General features: G+C 42.5%; 14 protein-coding genes. All 14 read left to right on the top strand.

Features of this window, described 5'->3' with window-relative positions:
• Nucleotides 1-254 precede the first annotated feature (254 nt).
• The 14 genes from prdC to ACPLOV_RS08450 all read left to right on the top strand — a co-directional run bounded on the left by prdC (nt 255) and on the right by ACPLOV_RS08450 (nt 17,836).
• Nucleotides 255-1,544 carry a proline reductase-associated electron transfer protein PrdC gene (gene prdC, locus ACPLOV_RS08515; RefSeq protein ID WP_424908097.1) on the top strand — a complete coding sequence of 430 codons (1,290 nt, stop codon included), beginning with the start codon at nt 255-257 and terminating at the stop codon, nt 1,542-1,544.
• A 41-nt stretch (nt 1,545-1,585) separates the two neighbouring features.
• Nucleotides 1,586-3,352 (top strand): D-proline reductase (dithiol) proprotein PrdA, encoded by a 1,767-nt coding sequence (gene prdA / locus ACPLOV_RS08510; RefSeq protein ID WP_424908098.1) that lies wholly within the window; start codon nt 1,586-1,588, stop codon nt 3,350-3,352.
• 14 nt (nt 3,353-3,366) lie between these two features.
• Complete coding sequence (locus tag ACPLOV_RS08505) at nt 3,367-3,573, top strand: CBO2463/CBO2479 domain-containing protein (RefSeq protein ID WP_068748314.1); 207 nt, start codon at nt 3,367-3,369, stop codon at nt 3,571-3,573.
• Between the two features lie 3 nt (nt 3,574-3,576).
• Nucleotides 3,577-4,302, top strand: coding sequence for a D-proline reductase (dithiol) protein PrdB (prdB, locus tag ACPLOV_RS08500; protein ID WP_083947382.1), 726 nt, complete (start codon nt 3,577-3,579; stop codon nt 4,300-4,302).
• An 88-nt stretch (nt 4,303-4,390) separates the two neighbouring features.
• Nucleotides 4,391-5,275: a glycine/sarcosine/betaine reductase component B subunit gene (locus tag ACPLOV_RS08495; protein WP_424908099.1), complete on the top strand. Its 885-nt coding sequence runs from the start codon at nt 4,391-4,393 to the stop codon at nt 5,273-5,275.
• 11 nt (nt 5,276-5,286) lie between these two features.
• Nucleotides 5,287-5,757: a glycine/sarcosine/betaine reductase component B subunit gene (locus tag ACPLOV_RS08490; RefSeq protein ID WP_068748318.1), complete on the top strand. Its 471-nt coding sequence runs from the start codon at nt 5,287-5,289 to the stop codon at nt 5,755-5,757.
• Complete coding sequence (locus ACPLOV_RS08485) at nt 5,754-6,797, top strand: proline racemase (RefSeq protein WP_424908100.1); 1,044 nt, start codon at nt 5,754-5,756, stop codon at nt 6,795-6,797. Before ACPLOV_RS08490 ends, ACPLOV_RS08485 begins: the two co-directional genes overlap by 4 nt.
• A 45-nt stretch (nt 6,798-6,842) precedes the next feature.
• Nucleotides 6,843-7,709 (top strand): sulfite exporter TauE/SafE family protein, encoded by an 867-nt coding sequence (locus ACPLOV_RS08480; RefSeq protein WP_424908101.1) that lies wholly within the window; start codon nt 6,843-6,845, stop codon nt 7,707-7,709.
• Nucleotides 7,710-7,895: 186 nt separating this feature from the next.
• Nucleotides 7,896-9,899 (top strand): excinuclease ABC subunit UvrB, encoded by a 2,004-nt coding sequence (gene uvrB / locus ACPLOV_RS08475; RefSeq protein WP_424908102.1) that lies wholly within the window; start codon nt 7,896-7,898, stop codon nt 9,897-9,899.
• 26 nt (nt 9,900-9,925) lie between these two features.
• Nucleotides 9,926-12,793 carry an excinuclease ABC subunit UvrA gene (gene uvrA, locus ACPLOV_RS08470; protein ID WP_424911014.1) on the top strand — a complete coding sequence of 956 codons (2,868 nt, stop codon included), beginning with the start codon at nt 9,926-9,928 and terminating at the stop codon, nt 12,791-12,793.
• Between the two features lie 296 nt (nt 12,794-13,089).
• Nucleotides 13,090-14,703 (top strand): carbon starvation CstA family protein, encoded by a 1,614-nt coding sequence (locus ACPLOV_RS08465; protein ID WP_424911013.1) that lies wholly within the window; start codon nt 13,090-13,092, stop codon nt 14,701-14,703.
• 64 nt (nt 14,704-14,767) lie between these two features.
• Nucleotides 14,768-15,292 (top strand): hypothetical protein, encoded by a 525-nt coding sequence (locus tag ACPLOV_RS08460; protein ID WP_424911012.1) that lies wholly within the window; start codon nt 14,768-14,770, stop codon nt 15,290-15,292.
• Nucleotides 15,293-15,369: 77 nt separating this feature from the next.
• Nucleotides 15,370-17,100, top strand: coding sequence for a LytS/YhcK type 5TM receptor domain-containing protein (locus ACPLOV_RS08455; RefSeq protein WP_424911011.1), 1,731 nt, complete (start codon nt 15,370-15,372; stop codon nt 17,098-17,100).
• Nucleotides 17,072-17,836, top strand: a complete 765-nt coding sequence (locus ACPLOV_RS08450) for a LytR/AlgR family response regulator transcription factor (protein WP_424908107.1) — start codon at nt 17,072-17,074, stop codon at nt 17,834-17,836. The genes ACPLOV_RS08455 and ACPLOV_RS08450 overlap by 29 nt, the downstream gene beginning before the upstream one ends.
• Nucleotides 17,837-17,908 lie beyond the last annotated feature (72 nt).

The following is a 17,908-nucleotide window of genomic DNA, read 5'->3' as shown; positions in this document are numbered from 1 at the left end:
ATGTAAAAATATGTTATAAAATTAACGTCGAATTTTTGTACACTATGTCGAATATTTTTTGTAAAAACTTGGATTGCTTTCATAGAATGTAAAAGTTTTTATATGGGTAAGTTAAGTACAAAATAGATTTTTTCTCATTGAAAAAAATTATGGAAATAACAAAATTTATTTAAAAAAATAATCGCTATTCACCGGAACAATGGCATGAACTTTGCAAGTAATTTGTTAACGCAATCACAAAGGAGGTGACGCGGTTGAGCAAGAGGATTTTCATATATTTGCAACAACACATTGGTGCTCCTGCCATCCCACAGGTAAATGTTGGGGATAGGGTTAAAAAAGGTCAGTTAATAGCAGTCCCCAATGGATTGGGCGCCAATATCCATTCCAGCCTCTACGGCCAGGTTGTAAATATAACTCAAAATTATATAGAAATTTTAGCGGATGAGGAACAACCGGAAGAATTTGTGCCTATTAAGGAAACCGATAATATACTGGAAGCCATTAAAGAAGCGGGTATTGTCGGTATGGGCGGTGCCGGTTTTCCCACCCATATAAAAATGAACGTGAATCTCGAGGGTGGATATGTTATAGCAAACGGTATAGAGTGCGAACCCCTTTTGTCTCACAACGTAAAGCAGATGGAGGAAAAACCGGAGCTAATTTACAGAGGATTGAAGTACGCAATGAAAGTTACCAATGCATCTAAAGGGTATATTGCAATTAAAGAAAAGAATAAGAAAGCTATTGAAGCAATAAAATCGGTAATAGATGATGACAGAATCGAGGTTAAAATGATGCCCGACATTTACCCGATGGGAGAAGAAAGGGCTCTGGTTCGCGATATCCTGGGAGTATTGCTGAGGCCTGACCAACTGCCGGCTGCGGCAAAAGCGGTAGTAACCAATGTGGAAACCCTGTCGAGAATTGCCGAGGCAGTGGATTACAGAAAACCGGTTATATCTAAAAATGTGACCGTAGTTGGAAGGTTAAAGTCAGGAAGGAAACCCGTAGTGTTCTTTGATGTACCCATTGGAACCCCCGTATCGGAGTTAATAGAAAAAGCAGGCGGTATTGAAGGAGAATACGGTGAAATTTTGATGGGTGGCCCCTTTACGGGAAAAAGCGTAAATTTAGACGCAGCGGTAATTAAAACCACCGGCGGCGTAATCGTAACCGATCCTCTCCCAAAGGAAAAAAGAAAGATAGGGCTTTTGGTTTGCGGCTGCGGAGCTAATGAAGCGAGATTGAGGGAAGTAGCAGAAAAAATGGGTGCTCCTGTAGCCGGGGTAGAAAGGTGCAAACAGGTAATGGATGTAAAGGGCGGCATAAAATGCGAAAATCCCGGCAACTGCCCGGGTCAAGCCGAAAAAATATTAAAGCTCAAAAAAGCCGGTGCTGACGTAGTTTTGGTTGGGACATGCAGTGACTGCACCAATACGGTAATGGGAGTTGCCCCGAAACTGCAGCTTCCTGTTTACCATCATACGGATCATGTCCTGCGTACCGTAGGTCATAAATTGGTCCGCAGATTAAAAAAATAATAAAGAAGAAGTCTATTTAGAAAGAAAAGGAGGTAAAAAGGATGTCTATAACTCCAGAAACAGCCAGCCAGCATAAAAACGATCCTGCAGTGGTTTGCTGCCTTGCACAGGCAGGTACAGTAATAAGTCCGGCAGATTTGGAGGATCCCGCTATATTCCCGGACTTAGAAGATTCAGGACTTTTGAAAATACCCGCAAATGTATTGACCATCGGGCAAGTACTCGGCAAAAAACTCGTAAAAACGGTGGATGCTCTTACGCCCATTACTCCCGATATGATTGAAGGAGGCGAAGAAGCGGTAAAAGAGGTAGAGGAAGCAGTTCCGGCAGTAGAAGCAAAGGAAGCAAAAGTGGTAGAAGCCGCTCCGGTAAAAACCGCTCCTAACGTAATCAGGATTCACATTGAAGAAGGTAAAGGTATAAACCTTGAAATTCCTGCAATTGTGGCTACCGCTCCAGCCCCTGAAAAAGAAGCGGTAGAGGCAAAAGAGGAGAAAAAAGAAGTAAAAATTGAGGATAGAGTAAAACGCACCCTTGTAATGAGGGAATTTGAAGTAAAAGAGGTAAAACTGGGTGAAGAAACCTCCTTTGAAAACGGAGTTCTTACCATTAGAAAGTCATTAATGGAAGATGCATTAAAAGCAGATCCCATTGCAAAGAAAATGGAAATCGACATCATCACTCCCGACAACAAGAATGTTTTTACAAATACAATAATGGACGTAATCCCCATTGCTACAAAGGTGGAAGGTCCTCTCGGAGAAGGCGTAACTCACGTAATGTCCGGAGCTGTGGTTGTGCTTACCGGTGTGGACGAAAGCGGCATACAGGTGCATGAATTCGGTTCCTGCGAAGGAATAATCGGAGAAAAAGTAAGATTCGGAAGGCCCGGATGCCCTGATGAGAACGATATTATGATAAGGATTCACGTAACAATTCAGGGCGGCACCGGTATGGAAAGAAAAGGACCCTATGCTGCTCACAAGGCCTGCGATGCCGTTATTCAGGAAATCAGAGAGGTATTGAAGAAAAAGCCCGCTTCGGAAGCTGTAAAGGTCACCGAATACAAAGATGTGGAAAGAGTAGGAAGGCCAAGGGTAGTTCTGGTAAAAGAAATCATGGGCCAGGGTGCAATGCACGATAACGTGATACTACCGAAAGAACCCGCAGGTGTTCTTGGGGGAAGGCCAAATGTAGACCTCGGAAATATACCCGTAGTTCTTTCTCCCAATGAAGTAAGAGACGGCGGAATTCACGCTCTAACATGCATTGGACCCGCATCCAAGGAAAATACCCGCCACTACTTCAGAGAACCGCTGGTGAACCTGCTGGCAGAAGATGAAGAACTCAACCTGGTCGGTGTAGTATTCGTAGGAAGCCCGCAGATTAACGAGGAGAAATTCTACGTTTCCGAAAGATTGGGTGCTTTAGTCGAAGCACTGGGAGTAGACGGTGCCATTGTAACCACCGAAGGCTTTGGAAACAACCACATCGACTTTGCGTCCCACATTGAACAAATAGGAAAACGCGGAATACCGGTAGTCGGTGTTACCTATGCAGCCTATCAGGGTCAGTTAATAGTTGGAAATAAATACATGGATGCAATGGTAGAGCTCAACAAAGACAAAAACGGTATGGAATCCGAGATTCTCGGAGATAACACTTTGTGCCCCGAAGATGCAAGAAGGGCAGTAGCAATGCTCAAAGCAAAAATGGCCGGTGTAAAAATCCTGCCTCCTTCCAAGAAATGGGATCAGTCGGTGGTAGAAAATAACCAGAAACTGGTGGATGAAAAATATAAGGCTTAAAGGGAGTCTTTTAAATGGATGAATTATATTCGGGCCTCAACAGGATACGAGGAAGGATCATTGAGGTTACCGAAAGGGATGTAAAAATTGAATTTAAAGGTCGAATGGGAATGCTCCGGGTGCCCTTGAGGATGCTCATATCCGACAGGCACCCCTCTGAAGGAGACGAAGTGGAATTAATGATGAGCTATGTGACATTAATAAATGATGGGAGGTCGTGAAAGATGAAGTTGACGGTAATAGAAGGGCTGCAGTCGGAAATATTCGTACCAATAACCCCACCACCCGTTTTTACTCCTTTTACCAAAGAATTAAAGGATTGCACTGTTGCCTTTGTTACTGCAGCAGGTGTTCACTTAAAATCACAAAAACCCTTCAATTTAGCAGGCGATTTTACCTTCCGTGAAATTCCGGGAGATACTCCTTCTTCGGAGTTGATGGTAACTCACGGAGGTTATGATAACACCGATGTAAACAGAGATATCAACTGTATGTTCCCTATTGACCGGTTGAGGGAATTGGCAGCAGAAGGCTTTATAAAAGCCATTGCACCTGTAAATATAGGATTTATGGGTGGTGGTGGAAACGTTAAGAAATTCCAGGAGGAAACCGGTCCTGCCATTGCAGAAATCTTGAAAAAAGAAGGGGTGGATGTAGCTGTTCTTACCGCCGGGTGAGGGACCTGCCACCGCTCTGCCGTGATTGTGCAGAGAGCAATTGAAAGTGCGGGAATTCCTACGGTGCTTATAGCAGCACTGCCGCCGGTAGCAAAACAGCAGGGTTCACCGAGAATAGTCGCTCCGATGGTACCCATGGGAGCCAACGTAGGAGAACCCAACAACAAAGCAATGCAAACAGCAATATTAAAAGATGCATTAAAAGCACTTAAAGAAATTGATGTTCCCGGAAAAATTATTCACCTACCCTACGAATACAAAGCAAAAATCTAATACCCCCCAAATTATACCCGGCAAAAGCTTTTTGGCTTTTGCCGGGAGCTAAAAAAAATTTATCAGGGGGCAGTCAGGGGGTCTTCATATGTTCAAGATATCTATGGCTAACGCCAAAAGCGTTACCGTAGAAATGCCTGAAAAATACGTGGAAGCCATTGAGAAGCAGAAAAAAAGGGAAAAAGAGTTAAAAAAGGAAAACCTTAGGGTACTCCCGAGAGAAGAAGTCTTAAGGGAGCTCAAAATAAGAGAATTTTTTATAAAAGATATTAAAATTTCAGATAATACGAAAATCTGCAATAATACCTTATATATTGATTCTTCATTAACGGAAGAAGCTTTAAAAATTAGCCAACTTGTGAAAAAAATAACGTTTGATGTAATTTATCCCGAAAATAGAAATATTTTCACAAATACGATAATGGATATAATCCCGGTAATGACAAAAGTAGAGGGAAAAATAGGGGAAGGAATTACTCATATATTAAACGGAATGGTGGTTTTTCTTACCGGAGTTGACGAAGAAGGAAAACAGGTGTCGGAATTCGGTTCCTCCCACGGCGTACTGAAGGATAAGGTAGCCTTTAATATGCCCGGCACACCCGGAACTAAAGATATAATTTTTAGGATTAATGTGGTTATTGAAAAAGGTACCGGTATGGAGAGGCGGGGACCATTGGCAGCGCATCAGGTAGCGGATTTTATACTGGATAGAATAAGACAGGAGCTGAAGAAATTATCCCCCGAAGAAGCGGCAAATACCGTGGTTTACAAAGATGTAAGGAGAAAGGGCTTGCCCAAAGTACTCATAGTAAAAGAGCTCGGGGGACAGGGGGCAATGCATGAAAAAATTATAATGCCTTCCGAGCCGGGCGGTGTAAGGGGAGGAAAATCCATCATAGACCTCGGAAATGTGCCGATTATTCTTACTCCCAACGAGGTAAAGGATGGCGGCATACATTCGGTAACTTAGGAGTGGTAAAAATGGGTGTAGGACCTTCTACAAAAGAAACAACCCTCCACCACGTCAATGACCCCATGGTAGATGTGGCAAGGAGGGATAAGGAAATAGATTTATTAGGTGTTGCAGTGGTGGGAAGTCCGCAGGACAATGAAGAAAAGTTTTATGTAGCAAAAAGATTGGGGATGCTGGCAGAAGCCTTGGGAGTGGATGGAGTAATTATTTATGCCGAAGGTTTTGGAAATCAGCATGTGGATTTTGCAGCTCATATTGAAGAACTGGGCAAAAGGGGTATACCGGTGGTTGGCTTAACCTTTGCAGGAAACGGGCTTGTGGTTGAAAATGAGTATATGGAGGATATAATTGATTTAGATAAGGCAAAGGAAGGGATGGAGACGGAAATAGTGTGCCAGAATACCGTCGAAGAAAAGGATATGATTAAAGCCCTGAAAATATTAAAAGAAAAAATGAAAAGAAGAGGTGGTAAAAAATGAGGTTTGAAAAAATGATATATGCAGTAGACTCTCATACCATGGGAGAGCCAACCCGCGTGGTAATAGGTGGTATTCCGGCCATTCCGGGTAAGACCATGGCCGAGAAAAAGGAATATCTGGAAAAAAATATGGACCATATAAGAAGGGCTTTAATGCACGAACCCCGCGGTCACAGGGATATGTTCGGTTCAATAATTACAAGCCCGGTGAATCCTGAAGCGGATTTTGGAATAATATTCATGGACGGCGGTGGTTATCTCAATATGTGCGGCCATGGCTCCATTGGTGCGGTAACGGTAGCCATCGAGACGGGTATGGTAAAACCCGTTGAGCCGGTGACTTACGTAAAACTGGATACCCCTGCAGGCCTTGTGGAAGCAAGAGCGGAAGTGGAAAACAATGTGGTCAAATCGGTTACGGTAAGAAACGTCCCTGCATTTTTATACAAATCCGATGTGGAAATAGATGTAGCAGGAATAGGGAAAATAAAAGCTGATATATCCTTCGGCGGAAGTTTCTTTGCAATAGTGGATGCGAAACAGCTGAATATTAAAGTAAAACCGGAAAATGTTGATGAAATAATAAAAATAGGGATGGCAATAAAAAAAGCTGCCAATGAACAGATAAGAGTCCAGCATCCGGAAAAGGAACACATAAAAACCATTGACCTTGTGGAAATCTACGATGAAACCGATAATCCTAACGCTCACCTTAGAAATGTGGTTATATTTGGGGATGGACAGGCGGACAGGTCTCCCTGCGGAACCGGCACCAGTGCAAAAATGGCTACCCTCTTTGCAAAAGGGAAGCTCAGTTTAAACCAACCCTTTTACTATGAAAGTATTATAGGAACTATTTTTAAAGGTGAACTGGTGGCAGAGACAACTGTTGGGCCTTATAAAGCTGTCATACCTGAAATTACGGGAAATGCCTTTATAACCGGTTTTAACCAGATGGTAATAGATCCCGAAGATCCCGTAAAATACGGATTCTTACTCGGTTCATCTGCCAGCGGTGACTGCTGTAAAATCGTAAAATAAAAATTAACCATGAAAAATTATTAATAAGAAGGAGGAAAAAATTATATGCTTCAAGCTGTATTATCAGCGCTGGGTCTTTTGACCTTAGGTTTTTCCTACTATTTCGTAAAGGATACGGTGAAGAACAAGCACACCTTCTCCAACGCAAGTTTTGCCACACTTTCGGTAGTAGGATTTATCGTAAACTTTTTCGACACCCTTGGAATAGGAAGCTTTGCTCCGACCACCGCCCTTTTTAAGCTGTTCAAATTAGTACCTGACAGACTAATCCCCGGTACTTTGAACGTAAGCATGACCATCCCCGTTGTACTCGAAGCCTTCATATTCATGACTGTAATTAAAGTAGAGCCCATTACGTTAATTTCCATGCTCGCTGCGGCAACCCTTGGTGCGGTTCTGGGTGCCGGAATTGTTTCAAAACTTCCCGAAAAGAAAATTCAATTGGGTATGGGTATCGCTTTACTGGTAGTTGCTTTCGTATTCGTTGCCGGTCTTCTTGGGTTGATGCCTGTTGGCGGTGAAGCCATTGGGCTAACCGGTTCAAAATTAATTATCGGTGTTGTAGGGAACTTTATCCTGGGCGCTTTGATGACAATAGGAATCGGACTTTACGCACCCTGTATGGCACTGGTTTATGCGCTCGGCATGAGCCCCAGGGTGGCATTCCCGATAATGATGGGTTCCTGCGCTTTCTTGATGCCGGCAGCATCCATTAAATTCGTTCAGGAAGGCGCTTACGACAGAAAAGCTTCGGTAGCTATCACAATCTTCGGTTCTCTCGGCGTATTAATAGCAGCTTATATTGTAAAATCCTTACCTTTAACATTACTAAAGTGGCTTGTAGTATTCGTAATAGTTTACACCGCAATAACCATGCTCAGGTCCGCAATTAAAAATACTGAAGAGAAGTAATTTAAGTAAGAGAATGACTTAAGTCAAATTCTAAACCGGCCCTAAGCTTATTGCAAAGGGCCGGTTTTTAATATAAAATTATACCGAACAATGTTTCGATAATACTTTTAAACAAAATCTAATTTTGTTATAATGCTAAAGTGACATTTTCTATTTGAATAACTGATAAAAAAAGGGGGCCTGAAAATGGGCCGTTTTAAAGTGGTATCGGATTTTGTACCAAAAGGTGATCAGCCGAAAGCTATAGAAGAACTGGCTGATGGGATTTTTAAGGGCTATAAATTTCAAACACTGCTCGGAGCGACCGGAACGGGGAAAACCTTTACAATTGCTCATCTTATAGAAAGGGTTCAAAAACCCACCCTGGTAATTGCCCATAATAAGACCCTTGCAGGACAGCTTTGCAGCGAGCTTAAGGAATTTTTCCCGGGAAATGCTGTGGAATATTTTGTAAGCTACTACGATTACTATCAGCCGGAAGCATACATTCCTCAAACGGATACATATATAGAAAAAGATGCTTCTATAAATGACGAAATAGACAAACTTCGCCACTCGGCTACTGCTGCCCTTTTTGAAAGACGCGATGTGGTAATAGTGGCCAGCGTTTCCTGTATTTACAGCCTGGGCTCACCGGTGGACTATGAAAGCCAGGTGGTTTCCCTTCGACCCGGGATGGAAAGGGACAGGGATGAGGTAATAAGAAGGTTAACGGAAATACAATATGTCAGAAATGATATAGATTTTAAAAGAGGGAGCTTCAGGGTAAGGGGAGATGTGCTGGAAATTTTCCCCGCTTCGTTTTCCGAAAGGGCTATAAGGGTAGAGTTTTTTGGCGATACCATCGATAGAATCACCGAAGTGGATGTGCTTACGGGAGAAGTGATAGGCGAAAGGGTTCATGTGGCGATATTTCCAGCTTCCCATTACGTTACTCCGAGGGATCGCTTGGAGATGGCGATTGCTTCCATACAAAAGGAACTGGAGGAAAGGGTTAACGAGCTTTTGAGCCAGGGCAAGGTCTTAGAGGCAGAAAGATTGAAGCAGAGGACCAACTATGATATAGAAATGCTTTTGGAGACGGGATACTGCAAGGGTATAGAAAACTATTCACTGCACCTTACCGGGCGAAAACCCGGGGAACCGCCCTTCACATTGCTCGATTATTTTCCCGAAGATTATCTGATTATAATAGATGAATCCCACGTAACCATACCGCAGCTTAGAGCCATGTGGGCGGGAGACCGCTCGCGGAAGGAAGCCCTGGTTGAACACGGGTTCAGGCTTCCATCGGCTTTCGACAACAGGCCCCTTACTTTTGAAGAGTTTGAAAAAAAGATTAATCAGGTTATCTTTATGTCCGCCACTCCCGGCCCTTATGAGCTTGAAAAATCCAGCAAAATAGTTGAGCAAATTATAAGGCCTACCGGGCTTGTGGATCCTGAAGTGGAAGTAAGGCCTATTAAAGGACAGATTGACGATTTGATAGGGGAAATAAAAAAGAGGGCATTGAAGGACCAGAGGGTGCTGGTAACAACCCTCACAAAAAAGATGGCGGAAGACCTCTGCGATTACCTGAAGGATGTGGGTATTAAAGCAAAATATCTTCATTCGGAAATAAATACCTTAGAGAGGCTTCAAATATTGAGGGACCTTCGCCTTGGGAAATTCGATTGCCTGGTGGGGGTAAACCTTTTGAGAGAGGGATTGGATCTACCCGAAGTATCCCTTGTGGCGATTCTCGATGCGGATAAAGAAGGCTTTTTGAGGTCCGAGACCTCCCTCATTCAGACCATTGGCAGGGCTGCAAGAAATGCGGAAGGAAAGGTAATCATGTACGCGGACACCATCACCGAGTCCATGGCAAAAGCCATAAACGAGACCAACCGAAGGCGAAAAATACAAATGGAATACAATAAAAAGCACGGCATTACACCCGAAACGGTTAGAAAAGGTATAAGGGAACTTATCGAAGCCACCAAAGCGGCTGAAGATAAAATGGAATACCTGCCGGATAAGGATATAAACAAGATGACCAAAAAGGAGATTAAGGCTTTATTGGAAAAACTCGAAAAAGAAATGAAAGATGCGGCCAAAAATTTAGAGTTTGAAAAAGCCGCAAAAATAAGGGATATAATATTTGAGATAAATGCACAGGTATTTGGTGTGGTAAAAAATATAAAGGCATAAAAAGCTTTGGGGAAGGTTAGATAAAAATGAGCAAAGATAAGATAATAGTAAAAGGTGCAAGAGAACACAACCTGAAAAATATAGATGTGGAAATTCCCAGGGATAAACTGGTGGTGATAACCGGTATTTCTGGATCGGGGAAGTCCACCCTTGCTTTTGACACCATTTACGCTGAAGGACAGAGGAGGTACGTGGAGTCCCTTTCAGCCTATGCCCGACAGTTTTTGGGCCAGATGGAGAAACCCGACGTGGACTACATCGAGGGGCTTTCTCCTGCGATCTCCATTGACCAGAAAACGACCAGTAAAAATCCCAGATCCACAGTGGGGACGGTAACGGAAATTTACGATTATTTAAGGCTTTTATTTGCGAGGATCGGCAAGCCTCACTGCCCGAAATGCGGCAGGGAGATATCCCAGCAGACGGTGGACCAGATGGTGGACTCCATAATGGCTCTTCCGGAAGGGACTAAAATACAGGTTTTAGCCCCTGTTGTCAGGGGCAGGAAGGGTGAATACCAGAAACTCTTTGAGAAAATTAAAAAGGAAGGATTTGTAAGGATAAGGGTGGACAAAGTAATATACGAAACCTCGGAAGATATTAAACTTGATAAGAATAAAAAACACGATATAGAAATAATTGTGGACCGGCTAACCGTAAAGAAAGGTATAGAATCCAGGCTCGCCGATTCGATAGAAGTTGCCCTTTCGAAGGCGGAGGGGCTCGTCTTAATTGATGTGGTGGAAAAAGAAGAGATTCTGTTTTCCCAGAATTTCGCCTGTCCCGACTGCGGGATAAGCATTGAAGAAATAACCCCCAGGATGTTTTCCTTCAACAGCCCCTACGGTGCATGCCCCGTTTGCAGCGGTTTGGGTATAAACATGGAAATTGACCCGGACCTGGTAATACCCGATAAAACAAAATCGGTGGCGGAAGGTGCCATAGCACCGTGGAATTCCAGCCCTGACGGGATATATTTTCAGATGCTTCAAGCGGTTCTCGAGCATTACGGGTACGATGTAGATACTCCCCTTGAGAAAATGGAGGAAAAGATGATAAATATACTCCTTTACGGTTCCGACGAGCTTATTGAATTCACCTTTGAAGGGAGATATTCGGGTACCCGCCATTTTAAAAGCTATTTTGAAGGGGTTATTAACAATTTAAAGAGGCGCTACCAGGAAACGGATTCGGAATGGTCCCGGGAAGAAATAGAGGAGTATATGAGCACGAAGCCATGCCCCGCCTGCAATGGAGCGCGTTTAAAACCCGAAAGCCTGGCGGTAAAAATAAACGGTAGATCCATCGCCCAGGTAAGTGCCCTTTCGGTAAGGGATGCTTTGGAGTTCTTTGAGAACCTCCAACTTACGGAAAAGGAAAAGGTGATTGCCCACCAGATTCTTAAGGAAATAAAAAACCGGCTGAATTTCCTGATGGATGTGGGCCTGGACTACCTTACATTGGACAGGGCTTCCGGTACCCTGTCGGGAGGAGAGGCCCAGAGAATAAGGCTTGCCACCCAGATAGGGTCAAGGCTGGTGGGAGTGCTTTATATCTTGGACGAACCGAGCATCGGCCTTCACCAGCGGGATAACGAAAAACTTATAAACACATTAAAAGGGCTACGGGATCTTGGCAATACGGTCATAGTGGTGGAACACGACGAAGACACCATGCGCTCTGCCGATTATATTATTGATATCGGTCCCGGTGCGGGAGAAAAGGGCGGAAGGGTTGTTGCTGCCGGCCCTCCGGAAGAAATTGAAAAATGCGAGGAATCCCTGACAGGGCGTTACCTATCAGGGAAATTGAGGATTGAAATACCGGAAAGAAGGCGTATTCCCGATGGAAGATGGCTTACCCTCAGGGGGTGCAGGGAACACAACCTGAAAAGCATTGATGTTTCCTTCCCGGTGGGACTTTTTACCTGCGTAACCGGGGTTTCCGGTTCGGGAAAGAGCACCCTTGTTAACGAAATACTCTACAAGGCGTTAAAGGAAAAGCTTTACAATGTGCGGGCCAACACCGGAGTTTATGATTCTATCGAGGGTGTGGAATTTTTCGAAAAAGTTATAAACGTGGACCAATCTCCTATTGGAAGAACCCCCCGTTCGAACCCGGCTACCTATACGGGAGCTTTCAACGATATAAGAGAAGTTTTTGCCCAAACGGTGGAAGCAAGGATGAGGGGTTACAGGCCGGGTCGGTTCAGCTTCAATGTAAAGGGCGGAAGGTGCGAGGCCTGCAAAGGGGACGGCATAATAAAGATTGAAATGCATTTTCTTGCGGATGTTTATGTCCCCTGTGAGGTATGTAAAGGGAAGAGGTACAACCGGGAAACCCTTGAAATAAGGTATAAGGGAAAAAACATTGCTGATGTCCTTGATATGACCGTGGATGAGGCCTTAGAGTTTTTTGAAAACCATCCCAAAATTAAGAGGAAATTAGAAACTTTGCGGGATGTGGGCCTGGGCTATATAAAGCTCGGACAACCTTCCACCACCTTGTCCGGAGGAGAAGCCCAGAGGGTAAAGCTTGCTACGGAGTTATCCAGAAAAAGTAACGGCAAGACCCTGTATATTCTGGATGAACCCACCACAGGGCTTCACCCGGCGGATATAATAAAATTGTTGGATGTCCTTCAGAGGCTGGTGGACGGTGGAAGCACCGTTATAGTAATCGAGCACAACCTGGATGTGATAAAAGTGGCAGACTATATAATTGACTTAGGCCCCGAAGGCGGGGAAAGGGGCGGACAGGTAATAGCGGTAGGCACCCCAGAAGAAATAGCGGAAAATGAAAACTCCTACACGGGAATGTTTTTGAAAAAGGTTTTTGAAAAAGAGGCAATAAATTTTAGCTCTTTAAAAAAGGCTGGAAAGGTTTTTAAATAACCTTTCCAGCCTTTTAATTGAAATAATAGAAGCCATCTCAATTAGGGATGGCTTTTTCGATTACTCCGTAATTTGTGCCGATGGAAGCTATTTTTTTGCCGTTCGGGGAAAAGCAGATTACACTAAGAAAGCCTGAAGGTATAATAAAATAAACTGAATATTAGTATATTTATATTAGTATTAAAATTACCCCAAATTTCGCAAAAAACTGGATAAGGGGGGGATAAGGGGAAAGATTTAATAGCATAGGAATTTAATTTATTTATCCGCTTAATATTCAAAAGGAGGTTGGACTAATGAATTCATTGGTTCTTCTTATTCTGGGTGCCGTGCTTTTCATTGCGGCCTATGCCACTTATGGTGCCTACCTGGCAAAACAGTGGGGGATATCTGTAGACAGGAAAACTCCCGCTCATGAACTTTACGACGGCGTAGACTATGTGCCAACTAATAGATTTGTACTTCTCGGGCATCATTTTGCCTCCATTGCGGGAGCGGGCCCTATTGCGGGACCTATTCAGGCGGCTATTTTCGGATGGCTGCCGGTGTATTTGTGGATAGTGATAGGCAGTATATTTGTAGGTGGAGTTCACGATTTTGGAGCTCTTTTAGCATCCATCAGACACAAGGGTAAATCCATAGGCGAAATCATTGAAGCCAATATTGGCAAAACAGGGAAAAAGCTATTTAACATCTATGCCTGGCTTACACTGATTCTGGTGGTAGGTGCTTTTACGAGCATAACCGCAGATGCTTTTGCAGCAACTCCGGCAGCGGGAACCGCATCGGTTTTGTTTATTTTTATTGCAATGCTGTTTGGTGAGTTTGTTTACAGGAGAAATGCAAATTTAGCTGTTTCAACAATAATTGGTGTTGCAGTAATCTTCCTTTCCATATGGATAGGCTACAAATACCCCTTCCTCCAGTTAAGTAAGGAAACCTGGCAGTATATCCTTCTTGTATACGTTTTCTTTGCATCGGTATTACCCGTATGGTTACTGCTTCAGCCCAGGGATTACCTGAATTCCTTTATACTTTACGCTATGCTCATTGGCGGTGCTCTGGGGATTATTATAATGAGACCGACGCTTCAACTTCAAGCTTTTAAGGGTTTTACGGTTGTTACCAGTGCAGGACCCCAGTATCTTTTCCCGATACTTTTCGTTACCGTAGCCTGTGGCGCAATTTCCGGTTTCCATTCCCTCGTAAGTTCAGGTACCACTGCAAAACAAATTGACAGCGAAAAAGATACCCGGTTCGTAGGTTACGGTGCAATGTTAATTGAAGGACTTCTTGCTATTGTTTCTCTAATATCTGTATCTTACGTGGCAAAAGCTCAAGGAGCGCCTGCAGTAATTTTTGCTAACGGTGTTTCTGAATTTATGAGCAGTTTTGGAGTTCCAAAAGAATTTGGCAAGGTATTTATAACCCTGGCTTTCTCAGCCTTTGCTCTTACCAGTTTGGATACCGCTACAAGACTTGCCAGATATATTTTCCAGGAATATTTTGAATCCGAAACCGGCAAAACCAGCTGGATTGCGGATAAATACGTAGCTACCGCTATAACCGTAATTATTTCCTATGTTTTAGTGACCTACGGTTATCAGAAGATATGGCCCATTTTCGGTTCTTCAAACCAGCTCCTTGCGGCTTTAGCATTACTGGCATTGACCGCATGGTTCATAAAAACCGGTAAGAACCCAACGTTTACTTTAGTGCCTATGATCTGGATGTTTGCAGTTACCCTCACAGCTACCTTGCTTTTAATGAAGAACTTCTATATTGCAAAAAATTACCTGTTGGTATTTTTAGCGGTGGCGCTTTTCGTCCTCTCGATTATTCTGATAGTTGTAACTTATAACACCCTGACGAATAAAAAAACGGGTAAAAATACAAATATAAAAATGTAATTAAAAATTAAAGGGGTGGGTGAATACCCACCTCCTTTATCTTTAAAGAAGGGAGGATTAAGGCTTGATGGAACCGGCAGAGTACTTAGAAATAATATACAACAAATTAAAACCATTTTTTGATATAGAAAAAGATTATTTAATTGATGAAAATAAATTTGATCTTTTTGCAAAATACCACGCAAAACATGTTAGAACCTTTTTAACTCCCAATGATGTTATTGACTCCTATTATACTAATGAGTATTATGCAATAAAGTTATTTGAAAAAAGATTTGAAGAAAAGGATTTTCAGCTTTTTAGCGGGTTGCTCAAGAAAATTCACGATAATTACGTAAATCCTGATAAAGACCATATGTGCACCATTGTAAACGGGATAGCGATATTAGATGAGGGCCTTGAGGAAAAGGTAGAAAAATCTATTAAAAGTTATTCCTTTGAAAAGAGCTACCTTTTTTTATTAAAGGGATGGAGCAGAATAAATATAGCCGCAGTGGATCTAAAAAACGAAAAGGTAATTGTCAGCCGTTGGGGAAAAAACCTGGAAAAGGTCTTAAAAACAGAGAAAAATGGAAAATCAAAAAATTAATTAAAAATCTCATAAATATGGTATATTTATATTATAAAGATTATTGATGGAGAGAATATTTTTGGGGGTAAGCTTTAATGGCTTATTTAATCCTTAAAGGACTTATTAATAGACTGGGGATATTTATAATTATTGCTCTACTTCTTTCAAAAAACAGAGCTTTTAAAAATTTAATATTAAAGCAGCATGTTTCAATTAAGGATAAATTACTGCTTTCAGCTATTTTTGGAGCTTTCGGGATACTCGGGACTTATATGGGTATTCCTGTATATGGAGCTATTGCCAATTCCCGGGCGGTAGGTGTCATAATAGGAGGACTTTTAGGAGGGCCCTTTGTTGGTGTTTTATCGGGATTCATCGCGGGATTTCACAGGTGGGCCATAGATATTGGAGGGTTTACCGCGCTGGCCTGCGGTCTTTCTACTTTTACCGAAGGAACGATAGCCGGTCTTTTGCATAAAAAATTAAATCATGGGAAGGTAAGCTGGAAAAGTGCTTTGTTAATTGGTATCGCTTTGGAGCTATTACAGATGGTTATTATATTGATCGTTGCAAAACCTTTTTCTGCTGCTCTGAATCTGGTAAAGGTGATATGGTTCCCCATGACTTCGGTAAACTCCGCAGGAATTGCGCTTTTTATATCGATAATAGAAAGCATCTTTGGCGAGCAGGAAAGGGTAGGAGCCTATCAAGCGCAAATTGCACTGGAAATCGCTTCGGAAACACTCCCCTATTTAAGGCAGGGTTTAAATGAATTTTCCGCTTACAAAGCGGCAAAGATAATTTACGAAAAAGTAAATTACGATGCGGTGGCGATTACCGATAATAAACAGATACTTGCACACATAGGGGCGGGAGAGGATCACCATAAGAGCAAGATTAATGTATTGACAAAACTTACGCAAAAAGCTTTAGAAACAGGCGAATGCCAGATAGCTTCAAATAAGGAAGAAATCGAATGCAGGATTAACGAATGCCCGTTAAGGTCGGCGGTAATCGTGCCCTTGAAGGAAAAGGACCAGGTTATAGGCTGCCTTAAACTTTATAAAGTAAGGGAAAACAGCATTACCGATATCGATGTTCGGTTGGCTAAAGGGCTTGCCCAGCTTTTTTCCACCCAGCTGGAGCTTTCAAAGATGGAATATCAGGCAAAGCTTCTTGCTAAAGCGGAGTTAAAAGCTTTGCAGTTTCAAATTAATCCCCATTTTCTCTTTAACGCGCTAAATACAATTGTTTCCATCTGCCGCAGCAACCCCGAAAAAGCACGGTCACTTCTTATTTACCTGGGTGAATTCTTGAGAAAAAACCTTAGCTCCGTTAAGGATATGGTGCCTTTAGAACAGGAACTTGAACACGTGAGGGCTTATCTTGCCATCGAACAAGCAAGGTTTGGCGACAGATTAAAAGTAGTTTACGAAATTGAACCGGATACCAATGTAATGGTACCCCCGCTGATTTTGCAGCCCCTGGTAGAAAATGCTGTAAAACACGGTTTGCTGCCGAAAAAGGAAGGCGGGGTTGTATTAATAAAAGCAAAAAAAGTTACAGGCGGAATAGAGATAACTGTTGCCGATAATGGTCTTGGAATGGATGAAAATGGAGTTGAAAATCTCCTGAATAAGAAGGAGTGCGGTGAGAAAATAGGATTATATAATGTAAATGCCAGGCTGGAAAATCTTTATGGATCCGAAAGCCGTTTAAGAATAAATACGAAGTTAATGAAGGGCACTGAAGTGAAGTTCTTTATTCCTTCTACCGAAAGGACCTGGAGGGAGGCTTATGGAAATTACCGCGCTGCTGGTAGATGATGAACCGCCAGCCCGGGATGAACTGAGATATCTTCTGGAAGCTTATCCGGAAATAAAAATAATAGATGAGGCTTTTTCGGGTCAGGAAGCCATTGAAAAGGTGGATGAAAAAAAGCCCGACGTGGTTTTTCTCGATATTAAACTGTGGGATATGGACGGTTTTGAAGTAGCCCGAAACATTCTTCAAAAAGAAAAATCGCCGTTGATAATATTTGCTACCGCTTACGACGAATTCGCTGTAAAAGCCTTTGAAGTAAATGCGGTGGATTATATTTTAAAACCCTTTTCCGCCAGCAGAATTGAAAAAACTGTGAACAAACTAATAGAAATTTTTCGAAACAGGAAAGAGAAGGATGAAATTTTAAAGGTGGCGGAATACTTGAGGAGCCTTGAAAAACCCTGCTGCAAGAAACTATCTTTCTGGAAAAATAACAGAATTCATCTAATATATCCCGAGGAAATCTGTTACTGTGAGGCCGAGGAAAAGGGAAGTAAAGTTAAAACAATATACGGAGAATTTTATTCTGCTTATACCCTGACGGAACTGGAAGAAAAAATAAACAGCCCGAATTTTTTCAGGGCTCATAAAAGCTATCTCGTGAACTTAGAAAAGGTTAAGGAAATAATCCCCTGGTTTGGTGGAACTTACATTTTATCAATACAGGGTTACGAAAAGGATGAAGTTCCGGTAAGCCGCCGCCAGGCAAAAGAACTGAAAAGAATTTTTGATATATAAATTGGCATTCGACTTTTAGAGTAAATTGCGATGACCAGAGAGACAGATGAAATAGCGATTTTAGGGCATCCG

This window comes from Thermovenabulum sp. (genome assembly GCF_049723235.1).
Taxonomy (GTDB): Bacteria; Bacillota; Thermosediminibacteria; order Thermosediminibacterales; family Thermosediminibacteraceae; genus Thermovenabulum.
Note: the sequence above shows the minus strand (reverse complement) of the source record. Positions and strands in the feature narration are given on the sequence as shown.

What these genes read in the sequence shown, in the direction of transcription:
- prdA (WP_424908098.1), top strand. Translation starts at nt 1,586, where the DNA reads ATGTCTATAACTCCAGAAACAGCCAGCCAGCATAAAAACGATCCTGCA.
- ACPLOV_RS08505 (WP_068748314.1), top strand. Translation starts at nt 3,367, where the DNA reads ATGGATGAATTATATTCGGGCCTCAACAGGATACGAGGAAGGATCATT.
- ACPLOV_RS08495 (WP_424908099.1), top strand. Translation starts at nt 4,391, where the DNA reads ATGTTCAAGATATCTATGGCTAACGCCAAAAGCGTTACCGTAGAAATG.
- ACPLOV_RS08490 (WP_068748318.1), top strand. Translation starts at nt 5,287, where the DNA reads ATGGGTGTAGGACCTTCTACAAAAGAAACAACCCTCCACCACGTCAAT.
- ACPLOV_RS08485 (WP_424908100.1), top strand. Translation starts at nt 5,754, where the DNA reads ATGAGGTTTGAAAAAATGATATATGCAGTAGACTCTCATACCATGGGA.
- ACPLOV_RS08480 (WP_424908101.1), top strand. Translation starts at nt 6,843, where the DNA reads ATGCTTCAAGCTGTATTATCAGCGCTGGGTCTTTTGACCTTAGGTTTT.
- uvrB (WP_424908102.1), top strand. Translation starts at nt 7,896, where the DNA reads ATGGGCCGTTTTAAAGTGGTATCGGATTTTGTACCAAAAGGTGATCAG.
- uvrA (WP_424911014.1), top strand. Translation starts at nt 9,926, where the DNA reads ATGAGCAAAGATAAGATAATAGTAAAAGGTGCAAGAGAACACAACCTG.
- ACPLOV_RS08465 (WP_424911013.1), top strand. Translation starts at nt 13,090, where the DNA reads ATGAATTCATTGGTTCTTCTTATTCTGGGTGCCGTGCTTTTCATTGCG.
- ACPLOV_RS08455 (WP_424911011.1), top strand. Translation starts at nt 15,370, where the DNA reads ATGGCTTATTTAATCCTTAAAGGACTTATTAATAGACTGGGGATATTT.
- ACPLOV_RS08450 (WP_424908107.1), top strand. Translation starts at nt 17,072, where the DNA reads ATGGAAATTACCGCGCTGCTGGTAGATGATGAACCGCCAGCCCGGGAT.